Origin of the sequence: Streptomyces sp. NPDC048106 (genome assembly GCF_040706415.1) — a bacterium.
Lineage (GTDB): Bacteria > Actinomycetota > Actinomycetes > Streptomycetales > Streptomycetaceae > Streptomyces.
The window spans coordinates 76,542-93,828 of record NZ_JBEZND010000038.1; the positions used below are offsets into that span (position 1 = coordinate 76,542).

Sequence of the window (17,287 nt, forward strand, 5' to 3'; positions counted from 1 at the left end):
CGTCCGACACCGAGAGGGTCAACTCCCCATGCCTTCCGCTCGTTTCAACACCGCACAGCCCTATGTCATAGGTCTGTTCCGCGTCGTCGTCGGCCTGCTCTTCACCGCGCACGGCGCCGCCTCGCTCTTCGGCGTCCTCGGCGGTGCCATGGGCACCCATGGCGGCACCGTCGCGGCCGGCACCTGGCCCGGCTGGTACGCGGCCGTGATCCAGTTGGTCGCCGGTGCCCTGGTGCTCGTCGGCCTCGGCACCCGTGGCGCCGCGCTGATCGCCTCCGGCTCGATGGCGTTCGCGTACTTCGACATCCACCAGCAGCACGCGCTGCTGCCGATCCAGAACGGCGGTGAGCCGGCGGTCATGTTCTGCTGGGCGTTCCTGCTGCTGGTCTTCACCGGCTCCGGCGCCTTCGGCCTCGACCGGCTCTTCGCCCGGCGCGCGACGGCGCCGGGCGAGCGGGTCGCGGAGCAGGCTCCGATGGCCGCCTGACGGTCGTCCCCGCGGCGCCCCTTCCCGGTCCGGCCGGGGAGGGGCGCCGTGCCGTTCGACCGGTTCTGTAGCCCCCCGCGCACCTGCTGTCACCCATTCGGCGTACGCTGTACGGCTGTCATCGGGGGAAGCAACAGGAGAAGACGTGTTCGAGAGTGTGGGGTCGCTGGCGGCCGGACCCTGGATATACGCCGCGGTGTCCCTGTCCGTGCTGCTCGACGTGTTCCTGCCGGTGCTGCCGAGCGGTGTGCTCGTCATCACGGCGGGCACGGCGGCGGCCGCGGGCTCGGGCGCGGCGACCGGCCGGGTCCCGCACGGGATGCGGGGCCTCGTGGCCCTCGTCGGCCTGGCGGCGGCGGCCTCGCTCCTCGGTGACCTGGTGGCCTACCGGCTGGCCTGGCGGGGCGGGGAGCGGCTCGACCGCGCGATCGCCCGCTCCCGGCGGCTGACCACCGCGCAGGCGCGTCTCGGCGACGCCCTCGCCCGGGGCGGCGGCGCGCTCGTGGTCCTCGCCCGCTTCGCTCCCGCCGGGCGCTCGGTCGTCTCCTTCTGCGCCGGGGCCGCGCACCGCCGGGCCCGCGACTTCCTCCCCTGGTCCGCGCTGGCCGGCCTGTCCTGGGCCGTCTACAGCGTCGCCCTCGGCTACTTCGGCGCCCGCTGGCTCGGCGCCACCTGGCTGGCGACGGGGGTGTCCCTGGCCGCGCTGTTCGGGGCGGGCGCGGCGGCGGGGTTCCTCATGCGGCGGCGTCCCGTTTCCTGAGGCCCCCGCGAGCGCACGGCGCCCGGCCGGGATCTGCCGGCCGGGCCCCTTCTTCCTGGCGCTTGGCTCAGCAGCTCGCCAGGTCGTTCTGGAGCGCGGTCTTCTCCGCCGGGTCGACCGACAGGTTGTAGTAGTGCTTCACCTGCACCCAGGCGCGGACGTACGTGCAGACGTACGCGGTGCGGGACGGGATCCAGGTGGCCGGGTCCTGGTCGCCCTTGGACTGGTTGACGTTGTCCGTGACGGCGAGGAGCTGGGGGCGGGTGACGTCGTTGGCCAGCGCCTGGCGCTGGGCCGTGGTCCACTTGCTCGCGCCGGAGTCCCAGGCCTCGGCCAGCGGCACGAGGTGGTCGATGTCCACGTCGGACGGGGAGGTCCAGGTCGCGCCGTCGTACGGCGAGTACCAGCTCCCGCTGGTGGAGGTGCAGGCGGAGTCGGTGACGACGTTCGAGCCGTCCCGCTTGAGGATCCACTCGCGGGTGTTGCAGGTGCCCTCGATCGTGATCCACGTCGGGAACTTGTCGCGGCTGTAGCCGGTGCGGTCCTCGGCGGCGACGGTGAGCTGGGAGAGGTAGGTGCGCGCGGTGGACGCGGCGATCGGCGTGGGCAGGGCCGCGGAGGCGCTGGGGGAGTTGAACAGCGCGGCGGTGGCGACCATGCCGGTGAGGCCGGCGAGTATGCTCAGGCGTCGACGCGCGTAGAACTTCGGCATGCTGAACTCCCTTGTGGGGGTGGGGTGGGTCACGAGTCAGGGAATGCTCGCGAGGCGGTGTGACCGGAGGGTGAGCGCCCGGTAAGAAGCTAGTGACGTGCGCATGTCAACGCAAGGTTCGGGGGTGGACTTTGCCGTCCCGTATCATGGGGAGCGCAGAAGGGGAGTAGCTCTTCGCCGGACCGTCGACATACTGCTCAGCGAGCCTGAGCCGGCGCCCGGAGGCGGACCCTCGGTACCGCCCAGCGAGACCTTCGGCAAGCAGTGCACGTCCGCGCGACCAGGCGCGGGCGCCGAGTGTGCTGCCGTGCCGAGGTGTCGTCGGAAGATGAGTCGCACTCTCGGTGGGGTGGCCCGACCGATTGAGGACCCTTGATCAGCATCACCGTTGCGGCGCTCGTCTTCGGCGTCATCTTCCTCGCCGAACTGCCGGACAAGACCGCGCTCGCCGGCCTCGTCCTCGGCACCCGCTACCGCGCCAGTTACGTCTTCGCGGGCGTCGCCGCCGCCTTCCTGGTGCACGTGGTGCTCGCCGTCGCCGCGGGCAGCGTGCTCACCCTGCTGCCCCAGCGCCTCGTGCACGCCATCACCGGTCTGCTCTTCCTCGGCGGCGCGGCGATGCTGCTGCTGCACAAGGAGGAAGAGGAGGAGGAGATCAAGAAGCCCGCCGACCAGTCCTTCTGGAAGGTCGCGGGGACGGGCTTCATGCTCATCCTGATCGCCGAGTTCGGCGATCTCACCCAGATCATGACCGCCAACCTCGCCGCCCGCTACGACGACCCGGTCTCCGTCGGCCTCGGCGCGGTGCTCGGTCTGTGGGCCGTCGCCGGACTCGGCATCGTGGGCGGAAAGGCCCTGATGAAGAAGGTTCCGCTGCGGCTGATCACGCAGATCGCGGCGCTGCTGATGCTGGCCCTCGGGGCCTGGAGCCTCTACGAGGCGGTCGCGGGCTGAGGCGAACGCCGGGTGAATCATCGCCCGGGGTGGTGGCGGGAACCCCCTCGGGTTTTGTACCGTAGAAAAACAAAGTGGCTCCCGCCCGTTTTCCCTGACCGGCGGGCGGGGCCGCCTTGTCCTCCCCGCCTCGTCTGTGCGGGGCCTCTCGTTTCTGGAGCCACTGCCGATGACGGCCACCCCCACGCCCGCCCCGTCCACCCCCACCGTCCTCGCGGCCCGCGCCCTGCTGCTCGACATGGACGGCACCCTCGTCGACTCGGACGCCGTGGTCGAGCGCGTCTGGCGGCGCTGGGCCGGGCGGCACGGGCTGGACGGCGACGCGGTGATGAAGGTCGTGCACGGCCGTCAGGGGCACGCCACCATGGCCGCGCTGCTGCCCGGCCGGCCGGTGGAGCGGAACCTCGCGGAGAACGCGCGCATGCTCGCCGAGGAGACCGCCGACATGGACGGCGTGGTCGAGGTCGCCGGCGCGACCGCCTTCCTCGCCGCGCTGCGTGACCTGCCGCACGCCCTGGTGACCTCGGCGGACGTCGGCCTGTCCACCGCCCGCATGAACGCCGCCGGGCTGCCGCTGCCCGAGGTCCGCGTCACGGCCGAGTCGGTCGGCGCGAGCAAGCCGGACCCGGAGGGGTTCCTCAAGGGCGCGGCCGAGCTCGGCGTGGCCCCGGCCGAGTGCGTCGTCTTCGAGGACTCCGGCGCGGGCATCGCGGCGGGACGCGCCGCGGGGATGACCGTGGTGGGCGTGGGCCCCCGCGCGGCCGCCCACGCCCCCGACGTGGTCGTGCCCGACCTGACACGCGTACGGGTGGAAGCCCTGCCGGACGGCGCGATCCGACTGCACATCGGCTGACGGCCGGCGCCGCGCATGAGTACGTCGGCGAGCGGTGCGCGGGCAGCTCGGCTGATGGCCGGGTGAAACCGACCGGACCGTTCAGCGGTGCGTGGGCGGGCGGGGCCGTTGACGGGGCGTGGCCCTAAGGGGCCGACGTCTCCGACTCCAGGCTCGCCCGGGTCTTCGGGCCGTACACCCCCAGGGGGTCGCCCTGGAGGCCGCGGGCCAGTTGGTAGGTGCTGACGGCGTTCTCCACGGGGTGCGTGTAGACGCCGTTGACGTCACCCCCGTACAGGTTGAGCTGCCGCAGCCGGTATTCGAGTTCGGCGACCTGTGGGCCGGAGTCGCCGCGTCGCAGGACGACCGCGGCACTCGCCGGGGCGTCCGGTGCGGAGGCGGTGGGGGAGGGTGTGCCGGACGGCGTGCGGCTCGGGGTCGGTGTCGGGGTCGGCGACGATGACGGTGACCGGGTCGGCGTGGCCGCCGGCGGTGGCGGTGCCTGGCGGGCGGTCGAGCCGGAGGGGCCGGTGGTGTCGTGGGGTGAGGGGGCCGACGGGTCCGGTGCCGGGACGTCCGGGACGCTCTCCCTGACCTCCGGGGCCGCGTCGTCGCGGGACGGCGTCTGGTACGAGAACAGCGCGAGACCGGCCGCCGCGACGACCGCCACGCCCACACCCGCGGCGGCGATCAGCGCCGTACGCCCGAACCGGCGGCGCCGGCCGGGCTCCCCGGTGCCGGGGGGCTCGGGTTCGCGCGGGGGCTCGTCGAAGAGTCGTACGCCGGACGCGGCGGGCCCGGCCACCGCACGCATGGGCAGCGTGGCCTCGACGTGACGGGGCTCCTCGCCCTCGTCCTCGCCGGCACCCTCCACGGGCCCCACGTCCACGTAAGGCCGTATGCGCAGCGGGTCGAAGTCCTCCGCCGCTGCCGCCTGCGCCGTACGCGTCCTGTGCAGCGCCTCGGCCGTGCGCGCGGCGCAGTCGCAGGACGGGGCGCCCGCCGCGTCCCGCGGCGTGCCGCACTCCGGGCAGGCCGTGCCCCTCTCCCCGGTCACGCTCATCCCCTCCCATCGGAGGCCCCGGACACCCCGGAAGCCCGCCGAAGTCACACAGGGTATGCCCATTCCCTCCACATCCGCAGGGCTCGACAGGCCATAAGCGGTGACACCGACCAGGATGGAAGCCGGTGCAAGCCAGCCCCCAGCCCCGGGAGGTCGTCATGGCCCTGGACACGCACGGCGCGGCGAAGGACGTGAGCGGTGGGGAACACGGGACGCGCCGCGTGTTCGTCTCGATCGGGGCGCTGCTCCTCGGGCTGCTGCTCGCCGCGCTCGACCAGACCATCGTGTCGACCGCGCTGCCCACCATCGTCAGCGACCTCGGCGGACTCGAACACCTGTCCTGGGTGGTCACCGCCTATCTGCTGGCCTCGACCGCCGCGACCCCGCTGTGGGGCAAGCTCGGCGACCAGTACGGGCGCAAGAAGCTGTTCCAGACCGCCATCGTGATCTTCCTGGTCGGCTCGGCGCTGTGCGGCCTGGCGCGGAACATGCCCCAGCTCATCGGCTTCCGGGCGTTGCAGGGCCTGGGCGGCGGCGGGCTGATGGTGCTGTCGATGGCGATCGTCGGCGACATCGTGCCGCCCCGCGACCGGGGGCGTTACCAGGGCCTGTTCGGCGCCGTGTTCGGCGCGACCAGCGTGCTCGGACCGCTGCTGGGCGGGCTGTTCACCGAGCATCTGAGCTGGCGCTGGGTGTTCTACGTCAATCTGCCCGTCGGTGTCGTGGCGCTCGCCGTGATCGCCGCAGCCCTGCACATACCGGTCCGCAGCGCCCACCACGTCATCGACTACCTCGGCACCTTCCTGATCGCCTGCGTCGCCACCTGCCTGGTCCTGGTGGCCTCCCTCGGCGGCACCACCTGGCCCTGGGGCTCGCCGCAGGTCATCGGGCTCGCGGTGGTCGGCGTGCTGCTCGCGGTCGCGTTCGTGGCCGTGGAGCGCCGGGCGGCCGAACCCGTGCTGCCGCTCAAGCTGTTCGGCATCCGCACCTTCACCCTCGCCGCCGTCATCAGCTTCATCGTCGGCTTCGCCATGTTCGGCGCGATGACCTATCTGCCGACCTTCCTCCAGGTCGTGCACGGCGTCTCGCCGACCATGTCCGGCGTGTACATGCTGCCGATGGTCTTCGGGCTGCTGCTGTCGTCCACCGTCTCCGGGCAGATCGTCAGCCGCACCGGCCGCTGGAAGGTCTTCCCGGTGGCCGGCACCGCCGTCACCGCCATCGGCCTGCTCCTGCTGCACCGCCTGGACGAGACCAGCCCCACCGCCGAGATGGGCGCCTACTTCTTCGTCTTCGGCCTCGGGCTCGGACTGGTCATGCAGGTCCTGGTGCTGATCGTGCAGAACGCCGTCTCGTACGAGGACCTGGGCGTCGCCACCTCCGGTGCCACCTTCTTCCGCTCCATCGGCGCCTCCTTCGGCGTCGCCATCTTCGGCACCGTCTTCGCGAGCCGCCTCGCCGACAAGCTCACCGCCGCCTTCGCCGGCGTCCACCTGCCGCCCGGGGTGGACGCGAACACCCTGAAGTCCGACCCGCGCGGCATCGCCGACCTGCCGCCCGCCCTGCGCCCCGCCGCCCTGCACGCCTACGCGTCGTCCATCACCGACGTCTTCCTCTACGCCGCCCCCGTCGCCCTCCTCGGCTTCCTGCTGGCCTGGCTGCTGCGGGAGGACCCGCTGCGCGGCTCGGTCACCGCGCCGGACGTCTCCGAGACCCTTCCGCCCAACCCGGTCGAGCGCTCCTCCTACGACGAGGTGTGCCGCGCCCTGTCGGTGCTCGGCACCCGCGAGGGGCGCCGCGAGGTCTACCGGGACATCACCGAGCGGGCGGGGTACGACCTGCTGCCCGCGGCGAGCTGGCTGCTGCTGCGTATCCGCAGGCACGGTTCCGTCGAGCCGGGTGTGCTCGCCGAGCGCGGCTCCGTCCCGCTGGAGGCCGTCCTCGACGCCGCCCGCCAGGTCGAGGAGCGGCGGCTGGCCGAGCGCCGGGGCCTGGACCTGTACCTGACCGCGATCGGACGCGAGGCCGCCGACCGGCTCGCCAGGGCCCGCGAGGAGTCGCTCGCCGCGCTGCTCGGCGACTGGTGGCAGCCCGGCCGCTCCGCCGACCTGGCGCACCTGGTCAGGGAACTGTCCGCGGAACTGTGCGGCGCCGAGCGCGAGCGCCCGCACCAGGCCTCGCCGGTCAGGCCCGGCTGACCAGCTCCTTGCGGAACCAGTGCTCGGCGTACTGCACGTGGTTGTGCGGGCCGGTCTCGGTGTAGCCGAGGCGGGCGTACAGGGCGCGGGCCTCGACCAGGTCGTCGCGGGTGTCGAGGACGATCCGCCGGGCGCCGAGCGCGCGGGCGGCGCCCTCGGCGGCGGCCACCAGCAGTGCCGCCCCGCCCTTGCCGCGCATGTCCTGGGCCACGAACACCCGGGTCAGTTCGGCGGTGGCGGGATCGAGGAGCCGTACGCCCGCGCTGCCGGCCGCCTCGCCGTCGTACCGTCCCACCAGCAACCGCCCGCGCGGCGGGGCGAGTTCGGCGCCCGTGTGGGCCGCGATCTCCCGCCGCAGTTCCGCCGGGTCGGTGCGGCGGCCCTCGTGCAGCAGGTACCAGCGGTCGCTGACCTCGGTGTAGTACGCCCGCCAGAGCGCGGCGGCGACGGGGGAGCCGGGGTCCTCCGGACTGATCGTCCACATCGTCATGCGGGTCATTGTGGGGCGCGGGCCCGGAGCGGTCCGAACGGTTTTCCGCGCCGGGGCGTCCGGGTGCCGTTTGTGGGCGGGCTTCCGGGTGACCCGAAAGGAGGGCCGGCCCGCCGGGCCGGTCCGCGATCCCAGCGGATCCGAGCGGAAGGCAACCATGTCCACAGGCTTGATCATCTTGTTGGTCGTGATCGTGGCGCTCGTGATCGTCGCCGCGCTGGTCACCATGCTGATCGGCCACCGCAGCGGCGGCGGCACCGGTCTCAAGCGGCGGTTCGGGCCCGAGTACGAGCGGGCCGTGGCCGCCCACGACGGGGACACCGAGGCCGCGGAACGAGAACTGAACGAGCGCGTCGAACGCCACGGCCGCCTGCGCGAACGGCCCCTCGCCCGTGACGAGCGGGACCGGTACACGGCCCGCTGGACGAGCGTCCAGGAACACTTCGTGGAGTCCCCGCGGCAGGCGGTGGCCGAGGCCGACCAGCTTCTCGGGGAGGTCGCCGCGGTACGCGGGTACCCCGACGGTGGACGGTACGACGAGCAACTGGCCGCGCTGTCCGTGCACCACGCCCACCACGTCGACGGCTACCGCCGCATCCACCGGATGGCACGGGTCGCCGGGGCGGGCGGCACGGCTGCCGGTGCGGGGACGGAGGAGATGCGGTCGGCCCTGGTCGGGGCGCACGAACTCTTCGACGACCTGACCGGCGCGGGCGCGTCGTCCGGCCGGCACCGGGCGGCCTGACCCGGGCCTCGGGCGAGGAAGCGAGCGAAGAGGCGAGAGCGAAGAGCCGAGCGAAGACGAAGAAGGGACGGAACACCATGCCGGACAGGAGAAACGGCCCCGGCGACGAGCGGTACCCCACCAGCCGCTACGCCCGCCCGCCGGACGAGGAGTGGGTACCGGAGACCGAGCACCGCGAGGAGCACGGCACGGAAGGGCTCCGGCCCGGGACGGAGGGGCTGGGTGCGACCGGCCGCGACCGCCCCGCGACCGCGCGCGGCGAGTCCCGCGGCGGCACCCCCGCGCCCGCTCCGGACGTGGGCCGGATGCCGGACGACGGGCTCGGCGCGCCCTCGCCCGGGGACGTCACCGCACGCGAGGCGGGCACCACCGAGGGCACCGCGCCGGACGCCTGGCCGACGGCGCCGGGCACCAGGAGCGCGCCCTCGGGAGCCGGTGCCCCGCTGGTGCCGCACGAGGAGACCGAGCGGTGGGAGGAGCGGATGCGGCAGGTGGCGGCCGGGTTCGTGGACCGGCCCCGGGCGGCCGTGGAGGAGGCCGACCGGGCGCTGGACGAGATCGCCACGCGGTTCGGCGAGGCGGTGAACCGGCGCCGCCGCACCCTGCGCATGTCCTGGGAGGACACCGGGGACCGGGGCCCGGCGAACGAGACCGACACCGAACAGCTCCGGCTGGCCCTGCGGGACTACCGGGACCTGGCGGACCGCCTGCTGCGCCTCTAGGGGGTGTCCGGCGGATCTTGGTGGAGGGAAGACACGGCACGGTTTTGACCCAGATCGGCGTGCCGGACCCCGCGTCTGCGCCAAGATCCGCCGGACACCCCCTGCGGCCTCAGCCGCTCAGGCCCGGTGGTTCAGGACTTCGACGTTCGCAGCCGCCGCCACTCCCGTACGACCTCCTCCACGTCGTACGGCTTCTTCCCCAGCGGGGGACCCGGCGGCGGCTTGAACATCATGTCGCGGATCTTGACGTTGACGTCCTCGATGATCTTCCGGGCCATCCGCTCCGAGGGCGCTGCGTGCGCCGCCGCCAGCGCGTCCTCGGCCTCCCGGCGCAGGGCCAGCGCGGGGGGCAGCATCGCGAGACCCTCGCGATGCATCTTGCGCTTGACCCACCACAGTTCGTCGTACGTCGACTCGACCTCGGCGGGCAGCGGCTCGCCCACTCCCGGCAACTGCTGGAACTCGCCGCGCGCCTCCGCGTCCCGGATCTGTTTGTCGACCCAGTTCTCGAACGGCACGCCGGGTGGCTTTCGCTCGGTCATGGCCCCATTGTGCCGGACGCGGCCCGGCGGGGCGTTCTATCATGCGGCGGCGGCGCGCGGGTCAACTGCCCGTCGCGCGACGACGTTTCAGGGGGAACGCAGGTGCTCGAACTGACCATGGCCACCGTCTCCGCGGCCGACGCGGGGGCCACCGCCGGCATGACGATGGCGGAGGCGCCGAGCGAGCCGGGCGCGGTGCTGCGGATCGGCCGGGACGCCTCCGCGTGCCGGCTGGTCACCCCCGAGGACTGGCTGTTCGTCTCCCGCGTCCACCTGGAGTTCCGCTGCGGAGCCGACGGCGCCTGGCAGCTCACCTGGCTGCGCGGCTCCCAGCCCGACCCGGCCTCCGAGGTGCGGCTGACGGCCGGGGAGTCCGTACGGCTGCTGGTCTACGGCGCGACGGTGCCGCTCCCGCGCGGGGGCTCCGGCGAGATCGTGGTCCAGGACCGCACGGCGCCGCGCAGCGTCAACGTCGGCTTCTATCACGAGGTCTGAGCGAACGCCGAACGCCGAACGCCGAGCGCCTCACCCGAGCACGCGGGCGAGCGCGAAGCCGTCGTACCCCTTGGTGCCGACCGTCTGGATGGCCGTACCGCTGAGCCTCGGGTGGGAGGAGATCAGCTCGATCGCGGCACGGGTGCCGACCACGTCCGGCTCGGTGCTCTCCGGGTCGGTGACGCGGCCGCCGCGCACCACGTTGTCCAGGACGATCAGGCTGCCCGCGCGGGTGAGCCGCAGCGCCCACTCCACGTAGTGGGCGTTGTTCGCCTTGTCCGCGTCGATGAAGACCAGGTCGAAGGGGGCCGGGTTCTCGTCGGCGAGCTTGGGCAGCGACTCCAGCGCAGGACCCACCCGCACCTCGGCGACACGGTCCAGGCCGGCGCGCGCGATGTTGCGGGTGGCCACCTCGGCGTGCTGGGCGCTGTACTCCAGCGAGACCAGCCTGCCGTCCTCGGGCAGGGCGCGGGCCAGCCAGATCGTGCTGTAACCGCCGAGCGTGCCGATCTCCAGGATGGTGCGCGCGCCCTGCACCTGGGCGAGGAGCTGGAGCAGCTTGCCCTGGGCCGCGGTGACCCCGATGGGCGGCAGCCCCGCGGCGTCGTTCTCCCGCAGGGCCGCCCGCAGCGCCTCGTCGTCGGGTGAGAGGCTGCTGATGAAGTAGTCGTCGACGTCGTTCCAGAGCTGCTGCCCGCTCATGCGCCTGCTGCCTTTCCCGAGTGCCTGCCGAGGCCGCGGCCTGCTGCCGTCTCCGATCATCTCAGCCGGGGGATCGGGAGGGACAGCGAATCGGCCGGGGTCGCGGGATCAGACCAGGGGCGGGGGAGCGGAGACGGGCGGCGGGGGGAGCACGGGCCGCCGGGCGCGTCGTACGGCGATGACGGCGACCGCGGCCGCGAGGAGTGCGGCGAGGCCGCCGACCGTGAGCAGCCAGGCCGGGACGCCGGCGATCCGGTCCAGCTCGTCGTCGTAGGTCACCTGCCGGACCGGGGCGTCCGTGGCGGCCCGGCGCAGTTCGTGGTCGCCCCGGATGCGGGCGGGCCGCGGGAACTCCTGGGTGAGCGCGGTCAGGTACGGCGTGCCGCGGGCGAGGGCGCCGAGGGCGGCGCCCGGGTCGGTGAGGCGGCCGGCGAAGACCGTGCGCGGCGGCGGTCCGCCGATCGCGGTGCGCGGCCGCATGCGGTGGGCGGCGAGGATGTACAGGCCGAGCGACTGCGGGGTGGTGGCCAGCCGGGACAGGCGCATCGGGTAGACCGCGTGGTCGGCGGCGAAGGTGAGGTGGAGCGGGTCGAGGGCGCCGCGCAGCGCCGTGCCCGCGGTGTCCGGGGCGAGGCGGACGGCGACGTACTCCCAGTGTTCGGCCACGTACGGCGCCAGGGCCGTCTTCAGCCGGGCGGGGAGCGTGAAGCCGTTCGCCCGCAGCCATCCGTCCAGGGCGGCCGGGTCGGTGGCGGTCAGCCGTGCCACGTCGAACGGGCCGAGCCGCTGCCGTCCGACGACGCCCACGGCACCGTCGGCGGGGGCCGGGGCCGCCGCGGCGCCGTCGGCGTGGTCGTCGAAGGGCCAGTCGCCGTGCCGCGGCCAGAAGTGGTGACGGGTGCGGTGCACCGGGGCGACGGCCGCCGCCAGCTGGTCGAAGACGGCCGGGTCGGCGAGGCGGACGGTGGCGCGGTGCGGGACCGGCATGATCCAGGCGGCGTGCCGGGCGTCGCCGGTGACGGTCAGCCGCATGACGATCTGCTCCTGGCGGCCGTCCCAGCGCAGGACGGACTGCTCGCTCGACACCGCGATCCGCTGGGCGGGGTCCACCACCATCGCCCCGCAGCCGCAGGCCCATGCCGGGGCGATCAGCCAGCCGAGCTGGATGCCGAGCAGGGTGAGTACCACCGTGAGTATGCGTCCGGCTCGGATCCCGCGCATGTCCCGTCCCCCGTCGCGCCGATGTCAGGGCTACAGACGAGGCGGGTGGGGTTCCGGTTCCGGTACGGCGGCCCCGGAGGGCGCGGGAACCGTGGCCCGCGCCCCCACAGTGCCTACCGGCGCTCGACCGCCGGGGCGGAACCGGGCAGCGGACGCCCCGCCGACTCCGACATCCGCCACACCGCGAACCCGCCGACGACCGCCGCGGCCATCATGTAGTAGGCGGGCATCATCAGGTTCCCGGTCGCGCCGATCAGCGCCGTCACCACCAGCGGCGTCGTCCCGCCGAACAGCGACACGGACACGTTGAACCCGATGGACAGCGAGCCGTAGCGCACCCGCGTCGGGAAGAGCGCGGGCAGCGCGGCCGGCATGGCCGCGGTGAAGCAGACCAGCAGCAGGCCCAGGGCGCCCATGCCGAGGGCCACGGCGAGCAGGCTGCCCTGGCGGATCAGCAGCAGCGCCGGGACCGACAGGAACAGGAACCCCGCGCACCCCGCCGCGATCACCGGCCGGCGCCCGACCCGGTCGGTCAGCGCCCCGGCGAACGGCTGCACGATCATCATCAGCGCCATCACGCCGAGCACCACGAGCAGGCCGTGCGTCTCGTCGTACTTCAGCACGCTCGTGAGGTAGCTCGGCATGTACGACAGCAGCATGTAGTCGGTGACGTTGAAGACCAGCACCAGGCCCACGCACAGCAGCAGCGCCTTCCACTGGCCCGCCACCATCTCCCGCAGCGGCACCTTCGGCCGCGCCGCCTCCGCCTTCTCGACCTCCGCCGCGAACGCCGGGGTCTCCTCCAGGCGCATCCGCAGGTACAGGCCGATGACGCCCATCGGACCGGCGATCAGGAACGGGATGCGCCAGCCCCAGGAGAGCAGGTCGGCGGAGGACAGCAGCGCCGTCATCAGCGTCACCAGACCCGCGCCGCCGATGTACCCGGCGAGCGTGCCGAACTCCAGCCAGCTGCCGAAGAAGCCGCGCTTGCGGTCGGGGGCGTACTCGGCGATGAAGGTGGACGCGCCGGCGTACTCACCGCCGGTGGAGAAGCCCTGCACCAGCCGGGCGGCGAGCAGCAGCAGCGGCGCGCCCACGCCGATCGAGGCGTACGACGGGATCAGGCCGATCGCGAAGGTGCCCGCCGCCATCATGATCATGGTGACCGCGAGGACCTTCTGCCGGCCCACCCGGTCGCCGAGCGGGCCGAAGACCATGCCGCCGAGCGGGCGCACCAGGAACGCCGCCGCGAAGGCGCCGAACGTCGACAGCAGCTGGGCCGTCGGGTTGCCGGACGGGAAGAAGACCTTGCCGAGGGTGACCGCGATGTAGCTGTAGACACCGAAGTCGAACCACTCCATCGCGTTGCCGAGCGCGGCCGCCTTGACGGCGCGCTTGACCAGCGCGGGATCGGTGACGGTGACGTCGCGGGCGGCCGGTGCGGCGGCCCCGCGGACCTTCGGACGGGGGGTGACGGCTGTGACGGTCGCCAAAACGGGGCTCGCCTGCCTTTCGACGGGGACAGAGACGCGGCCCCGGCGACGGCGGTGGAAACAGCCTGGCGTGCGAGGGCCGAAAATCGACCATAGGCACGAATTCATCCCTTACGTGACGTGCGCGAATGCGTGCATAGGGCAGCCAAAAGGCGCGTCAGCAGGGAACTCGGCCCGCTCCCGGCCGGGCGTCCCGCGCTCCGGCTGTGACGCTTCTCGCGCCCTCGCGGGCATCAGAAACTCCCGCGAACTATCGTCAATTGGACAAAAGGGGAGTCGGTGTCAGGTGATCCGGGGGTTGCCTGCGTCCCCTTCCGGGGGGTCTGCGAGCCTCGTAGGGTTGCGCAGAGGTGACCCGGCGTGAACGAAGCACGACCGGGACGAGAACGGGGCGGGAGGCCGACGAGGCGTGGCGAACGTGGAGCACGGCGGGGGACCGAGGGACGGCTTCGGGACGGCGGACACCGGAGGGCGGCTGCGCGCGGCGCGGCTCGCGCTGTGGGCGGTGGCCGCGGTCCTCGCGGTCCGGCAGATGGCCGCCGTCCTCGGCAGCCCGAGCGGCGAACGCCTGACCGACCTGGAGACCTGGGTCGGCCCGAACGGCGTCCTGCACGTCAAGGGCTCCCTCTACGACTCCACGCAGTTCACCGGCACCCCCTTCGCCGGGCTCGTGCTCAGACCGCTCACCCGCGCCGCGGAGGCCGCCCTCGGCTGGAGCTGGACCTTCGCCACCCTGCTGCTGGTGGTCGCGCTCGGCCTGATCGCCGCCCGCGCGCTGCCCCAGCCGGTGAGCCGCCGCACCAGCCTGCTGGCCGCGCCGGTCGCGATCAGCCTGCTCATGGTGTCGCTGCCGGTCCGCAACGCGCTCTGGCTCGGCCAGACCAGCATCATCCCGGTGCTGCTGGTGCTGCTCGGCTGCTTCACCGTACGGGGCGAGCGGGCGAGCGGGGTGTGCCTGGGCCTCGCCGCGGCCCTCCAGCCCACCGTGCTGCTGTTCGTGCCGCTGCTGTGGTTCACCGGCCGCCGCCGGGCCGCCCTCACCGGCACCGGCGCCTTCGCCGCGCTGACCGCGCTCGCCTGGGCGGCGCTGCCGCACGACTCGGTCACCTACTGGCTGCACCACACGGCGGGCGTGGGCCTCGGCGGCAAGGCCGACGCCCTCGGCAACCAGTCCCTGCACGGCGCGCTGCTGCGCCTCGGCCTCACCGGCCCGCTGGAGATCACGCTCTTCCTGCTGCTCGGCGCCGCCGTCTCCGTCCTCGCCCTGCGCCGCGCCGTCCGCTACGCGCACGACGGCCAACTGCTGCTCGCCGTGGCGATCACCGGGTGCGCCGCGGTGGCCGTGTCGCCCACCACCTGGCAGCACCAGCTCGTGTGGCTGCTGCTCGCGGTGGTCGGCCGCGTCGGCCGCCGGGCCTCGGACCGCAGCGTGTGGCCGGTCGCCGTGGTGCTGGTGATGACCCTCCCGGCGAAGATGATGCTGCCGAACACCCCGGCGCTCTACGCCCTGCGCGACGAACTGGTCCTGATCGCGGCGCTGGCCGCCGCCACCGCCGTACCGTTCCTGTCGCGCACCTCGCCGTACTACCGGGACCCCGTCCCGACCGAGTACGCCCCCGCGGTCCCCGCCCGCTTCCGCCGCGTCCCCCTGCTCCCCGCCCTGCGCCGGGTCCTCACCCGCCCCAACCTGCTCCTGGAACTGCTGCTGATCCGGGTCGTGTACGCCGCCTACGCGCGGGTCCGGCTGGCCGCGGGCGCGAGCGGGGACGACCGCGGGCGGGCCACCGCGGAGCACCACGGGCGGATCGTGGTCGACATCGAGCGGTTCCTGCACATAGACATCGAGCACTGGCTCAACCACACGGTCGCGGGGATCGGCTGGCTGCGGGGCTTCCTCGACTTCTACTACGAGTCCTTCCACTTCGTGCTCCCGCTCACGGTCCTCGCGGTCCTCTACTGGCGCCGCCCCGTCGACTACCGCTGGGCCCGCACCTCCCTCGGCTTCGCCACCTTCCTCGCCCTGATCGGCTTCTGGCTCTTCCCGCTGGCCCCGCCGCGGCTGATGCCGGGCCTCGGCTTCGTCGACACCGTGCACGGCGCGCAGGACCTCGCCCACCCGGACTACGGCGCGATGACGGCGCTCACCAACCAGTACGCGGCGATGCCGTCCCTGCACTTCGGCTGGTCCCTGTGGTGCGGCGTGGTCATCGCCGTCCTCGCGCCCAGGTGGTGGATGAAGGCCCTCGGGCTCCTGCACCCCTTCTTCACTGTCTCCGCCATCCTCGCCACCGCCAACCACTGGGTCCTCGACGCGGCCGGCGGCGCCCTGGTGGTCTGCGCGGGCTTCGCCCTGTCGTACGTGGTCCAGGGACCGCGGGCGGGACGGAGTACGACGCGCGCCGAGACGGGGCTGATGGAGCCGGTGCCGGTGAGATAGCCGGGCTGCTCCGCGGGGCTACTCCCTGCCGGAGGCGCTCACGGCCAGCACCGCCGAGGCGGCCGCCGCGATCAGCAGCGGGATGCCCAGGCCGTGGCGCAGCACCAGCCACGCGCCCAGACAGGCGCCGCCGAGCATGGCGACCACCGAGGCCGTACGGCGCGGGGAGCGGTGCCCGCTGCCGTTGCCGAGGCGGGAGTCGGCGGCCAGGCCGGTCAGCGTCATCGTCAGCACCGTGGTCGTCAGGTCCGGGACCCCGAGCCTGCGGACCGTCGCATTGCGCAGGCCCATCGCGAAGGCCGTGAGGGCGATGAGGGCGTAGACCGTGCCGGTGCGGCCCGGCCAGGCGAAGGCGGCCGCCGCCGACAGCCCCACCAGGGCCGCCTCGGCCGCCAGCGTCAGCCGGGCCCAGCGGCGCCGGGGCCCGCCCCCGAACCGGGCCGCCACCCGGCCGCCCGCCACCGCGCCGGCGAGGAAGAAGGCCAGCGAGGCCGCGGTGTGCGGCACCGAGAACCCGGGCGCCCCGGCCGCCGCGAACCCCAGCACCACGATGTTCCCGGTCATGTTCGCGGTGAAGACCCGGCCCAGGCCCAGGTAGCTGACCGCGTCGATCAGACCGCTCACCACGGTCAGCGTGAGCAGCACGAGCACCAGCCGCAGCCCGCGCGCCTCCGGGCCCGGCGGGTCGGGGTCCGGCGGTGTCGGTGGTGTCGGCGGTGTCGGCACGGTTCCTCCCGTTCGCCGTACGGGCGTGGCAGGACCAACTTCACCACGCGCCGCCCGGCGGCGCCCGGACATGCGAACGCACCCTCGCCGGGCGGGGCGGGGGTGCGTGCGGTGGGGGTGCGGACCGAGGGGGTGGCTCAGTACCAGCCGTGGGCCTGCCAGAAGGACCAGGCCTTGGCCGGGCTGCCGTAGCGGGAGTTCATGGCGCCGTTGGTGGCGTTCGGGTTCCAGCCGCTCTCGTGCTGGACGATTTTGCTGAACGCGTCGAACTGGGCGGCGTCCGGGATCATCCGGTGCGCCGTCGCCTGCGCCGAGGAGGCCGAGGCCGGGGCGGCCTGGGCGGGCGCCGCGGACAGCGCCATGCCGGCGGTGGCGGCGGCCACGGCGGCGACGGTGAGGGCCTTCTTCGGGGAAGCGATGCGACGGATGAAGGAGACGGACACGGAGAACCTCTTGCGTCGGGGACAGGGGGTCGCCGGCATGAACCCGGAGGCCGGCCACACGGTGGTGCCGGTGGCCGCATGCGTCGGCGCCGCGGCCCTGAGGGCTCGTGGCGCCTGGCGACGTCGTCCAGACAAGCAGCCCGGAAAGTCGTCCGCAATCGCCCCTTTTACTAGTAGTGCTTTGTTAGGTCGTGTCGTAGGGCTGCCATGGGGTGGGTTGTCGGCAGGTGGGGCAAGTGCCGGTCCAGGTGGCCAGCAGGTGCTG

18 protein-coding genes are annotated in these 17,287 nt (G+C 73.6%); 9 read left to right on the forward strand and 9 right to left on the reverse strand.

Features of this window, described 5'->3' with window-relative positions:
• Window positions 1-28 precede the first annotated feature (28 nt).
• Window positions 29-487, forward strand: a complete 459-nt coding sequence (locus tag AB0927_RS30930) for a DoxX family protein (protein ID WP_366671071.1) — start codon at window positions 29-31, stop codon at window positions 485-487.
• 145 nt (window positions 488-632) lie between these two features.
• Window positions 633-1,247, forward strand: a complete 615-nt coding sequence (locus tag AB0927_RS30935; RefSeq protein ID WP_366671072.1) for a VTT domain-containing protein — start codon at window positions 633-635, stop codon at window positions 1,245-1,247.
• Window positions 1,248-1,314: 67 nt separating this feature from the next.
• Here AB0927_RS30935 and AB0927_RS30940 read toward each other — a convergent pair whose 3' ends face one another.
• Complete coding sequence (locus AB0927_RS30940) at window positions 1,315-1,959, reverse strand: HNH endonuclease family protein (protein WP_366671073.1); 645 nt, start codon at window positions 1,957-1,959, stop codon at window positions 1,315-1,317.
• Between the two features lie 372 nt (window positions 1,960-2,331).
• On the opposite strand from AB0927_RS30940, the gene AB0927_RS30945 reads away from it, so the two are divergent.
• Window positions 2,332-2,913 carry a TMEM165/GDT1 family protein gene (locus AB0927_RS30945; RefSeq protein WP_366671074.1) on the forward strand — a complete coding sequence of 194 codons (582 nt, stop codon included), beginning with the start codon at window positions 2,332-2,334 and terminating at the stop codon, window positions 2,911-2,913.
• Window positions 2,914-3,082: 169 nt separating this feature from the next.
• Window positions 3,083-3,766 carry an HAD-IA family hydrolase gene (locus AB0927_RS30950; RefSeq protein ID WP_366671075.1) on the forward strand — a complete coding sequence of 228 codons (684 nt, stop codon included), beginning with the start codon at window positions 3,083-3,085 and terminating at the stop codon, window positions 3,764-3,766.
• 124 nt (window positions 3,767-3,890) lie between these two features.
• Here AB0927_RS30950 and AB0927_RS30955 read toward each other — a convergent pair whose 3' ends face one another.
• Window positions 3,891-4,802 (reverse strand): peptidoglycan-binding domain-containing protein, encoded by a 912-nt coding sequence (locus AB0927_RS30955; RefSeq protein ID WP_366671076.1) that lies wholly within the window; start codon window positions 4,800-4,802, stop codon window positions 3,891-3,893.
• A 131-nt stretch (window positions 4,803-4,933) separates the two neighbouring features.
• On the opposite strand from AB0927_RS30955, the gene AB0927_RS30960 reads away from it, so the two are divergent.
• Complete coding sequence (locus tag AB0927_RS30960) at window positions 4,934-7,006, forward strand: MDR family MFS transporter (RefSeq protein ID WP_366671077.1); 2,073 nt, start codon at window positions 4,934-4,936, stop codon at window positions 7,004-7,006.
• Here the strand turns inward: AB0927_RS30960 and AB0927_RS30965 are convergent.
• On the reverse strand, window positions 6,993-7,496 hold the full coding sequence (locus AB0927_RS30965) for a GNAT family N-acetyltransferase (RefSeq protein ID WP_366671078.1): 504 nt from the start codon (window positions 7,494-7,496) through the stop codon (window positions 6,993-6,995). The genes AB0927_RS30960 and AB0927_RS30965 overlap by 14 nt on opposite strands.
• A 157-nt stretch (window positions 7,497-7,653) precedes the next feature.
• On the opposite strand from AB0927_RS30965, the gene AB0927_RS30970 reads away from it, so the two are divergent.
• Both AB0927_RS30970 and AB0927_RS30975 read left to right on the forward strand, forming a co-directional pair.
• Window positions 7,654-8,241, forward strand: a complete 588-nt coding sequence (locus tag AB0927_RS30970; protein WP_366671079.1) for a hypothetical protein — start codon at window positions 7,654-7,656, stop codon at window positions 8,239-8,241.
• Between the two features lie 77 nt (window positions 8,242-8,318).
• Entirely contained in the window at window positions 8,319-8,963 is a 645-nt protein-coding gene (locus AB0927_RS30975) for a hypothetical protein (protein ID WP_366671080.1), read from the forward strand.
• Window positions 8,964-9,094: 131 nt separating this feature from the next.
• Here AB0927_RS30975 and AB0927_RS30980 read toward each other — a convergent pair whose 3' ends face one another.
• Window positions 9,095-9,505, reverse strand: coding sequence for a DUF1992 domain-containing protein (locus AB0927_RS30980; protein ID WP_366671081.1), 411 nt, complete (start codon window positions 9,503-9,505; stop codon window positions 9,095-9,097).
• Window positions 9,506-9,607: 102 nt separating this feature from the next.
• Between AB0927_RS30980 and AB0927_RS30985 the strand changes: the two genes are divergently transcribed.
• The gene (locus AB0927_RS30985; RefSeq protein WP_366671082.1) at window positions 9,608-10,000 is read left to right on the forward strand and encodes a hypothetical protein; all 393 of its coding nucleotides are present in this window, start codon (window positions 9,608-9,610) and stop codon (window positions 9,998-10,000) included.
• Between the two features lie 30 nt (window positions 10,001-10,030).
• Here the strand turns inward: AB0927_RS30985 and AB0927_RS30990 are convergent, their stop codons facing one another.
• The 3 genes from AB0927_RS30990 to proP all read right to left on the reverse strand — a co-directional run bounded on the left by AB0927_RS30990 (window position 10,031) and on the right by proP (window position 13,416).
• A complete protein-coding gene (locus tag AB0927_RS30990) occupies window positions 10,031-10,702 on the reverse strand; it encodes an O-methyltransferase (RefSeq protein ID WP_366671083.1) in 672 nt (223 codons plus the stop codon).
• Between the two features lie 108 nt (window positions 10,703-10,810).
• On the reverse strand, window positions 10,811-11,923 hold the full coding sequence (locus AB0927_RS30995; protein WP_366671084.1) for a DUF2330 domain-containing protein: 1,113 nt from the start codon (window positions 11,921-11,923) through the stop codon (window positions 10,811-10,813).
• Between the two features lie 113 nt (window positions 11,924-12,036).
• Window positions 12,037-13,416 carry a glycine betaine/L-proline transporter ProP gene (gene proP, locus AB0927_RS31000; RefSeq protein WP_366671085.1) on the reverse strand — a complete coding sequence of 460 codons (1,380 nt, stop codon included), beginning with the start codon at window positions 13,414-13,416 and terminating at the stop codon, window positions 12,037-12,039.
• Window positions 13,417-13,825: 409 nt separating this feature from the next.
• On the opposite strand from proP, the gene AB0927_RS31005 reads away from it, so the two are divergent.
• Window positions 13,826-15,853 (forward strand): bifunctional glycosyltransferase 87/phosphatase PAP2 family protein, encoded by a 2,028-nt coding sequence (locus AB0927_RS31005; protein ID WP_366671086.1) that lies wholly within the window; start codon window positions 13,826-13,828, stop codon window positions 15,851-15,853.
• An 18-nt stretch (window positions 15,854-15,871) separates the two neighbouring features.
• Here the strand turns inward: AB0927_RS31005 and AB0927_RS31010 are convergent, their stop codons facing one another.
• Both AB0927_RS31010 and AB0927_RS31015 read right to left on the reverse strand, forming a co-directional pair.
• The gene (locus tag AB0927_RS31010; RefSeq protein WP_366671087.1) at window positions 15,872-16,579 is read right to left on the reverse strand and encodes a YoaK family protein; all 708 of its coding nucleotides are present in this window, start codon (window positions 16,577-16,579) and stop codon (window positions 15,872-15,874) included.
• A 137-nt stretch (window positions 16,580-16,716) separates the two neighbouring features.
• Window positions 16,717-17,022 carry a lytic transglycosylase domain-containing protein gene (locus tag AB0927_RS31015; RefSeq protein ID WP_366671088.1) on the reverse strand — a complete coding sequence of 102 codons (306 nt, stop codon included), beginning with the start codon at window positions 17,020-17,022 and terminating at the stop codon, window positions 16,717-16,719.
• Window positions 17,023-17,287: the final 265 nt, after the last annotated feature.

What these genes read in the sequence shown, in the direction of transcription:
- AB0927_RS30930 (WP_366671071.1), top strand. Translation starts at nt 29, where the DNA reads ATGCCTTCCGCTCGTTTCAACACCGCACAGCCCTATGTCATAGGTCTG.
- AB0927_RS30940 (WP_366671073.1), bottom strand. Translation starts at nt 1,959, where the DNA reads ATGCCGAAGTTCTACGCGCGTCGACGCCTGAGCATACTCGCCGGCCTC.
- AB0927_RS30950 (WP_366671075.1), top strand. Translation starts at nt 3,083, where the DNA reads ATGACGGCCACCCCCACGCCCGCCCCGTCCACCCCCACCGTCCTCGCG.
- AB0927_RS30965 (WP_366671078.1), bottom strand. Translation starts at nt 7,496, where the DNA reads ATGACGATGTGGACGATCAGTCCGGAGGACCCCGGCTCCCCCGTCGCC.
- AB0927_RS30970 (WP_366671079.1), top strand. Translation starts at nt 7,654, where the DNA reads ATGTCCACAGGCTTGATCATCTTGTTGGTCGTGATCGTGGCGCTCGTG.
- AB0927_RS30975 (WP_366671080.1), top strand. Translation starts at nt 8,319, where the DNA reads ATGCCGGACAGGAGAAACGGCCCCGGCGACGAGCGGTACCCCACCAGC.
- AB0927_RS30980 (WP_366671081.1), bottom strand. Translation starts at nt 9,505, where the DNA reads ATGACCGAGCGAAAGCCACCCGGCGTGCCGTTCGAGAACTGGGTCGAC.
- AB0927_RS30990 (WP_366671083.1), bottom strand. Translation starts at nt 10,702, where the DNA reads ATGAGCGGGCAGCAGCTCTGGAACGACGTCGACGACTACTTCATCAGC.
- AB0927_RS30995 (WP_366671084.1), bottom strand. Translation starts at nt 11,923, where the DNA reads ATGCGCGGGATCCGAGCCGGACGCATACTCACGGTGGTACTCACCCTG.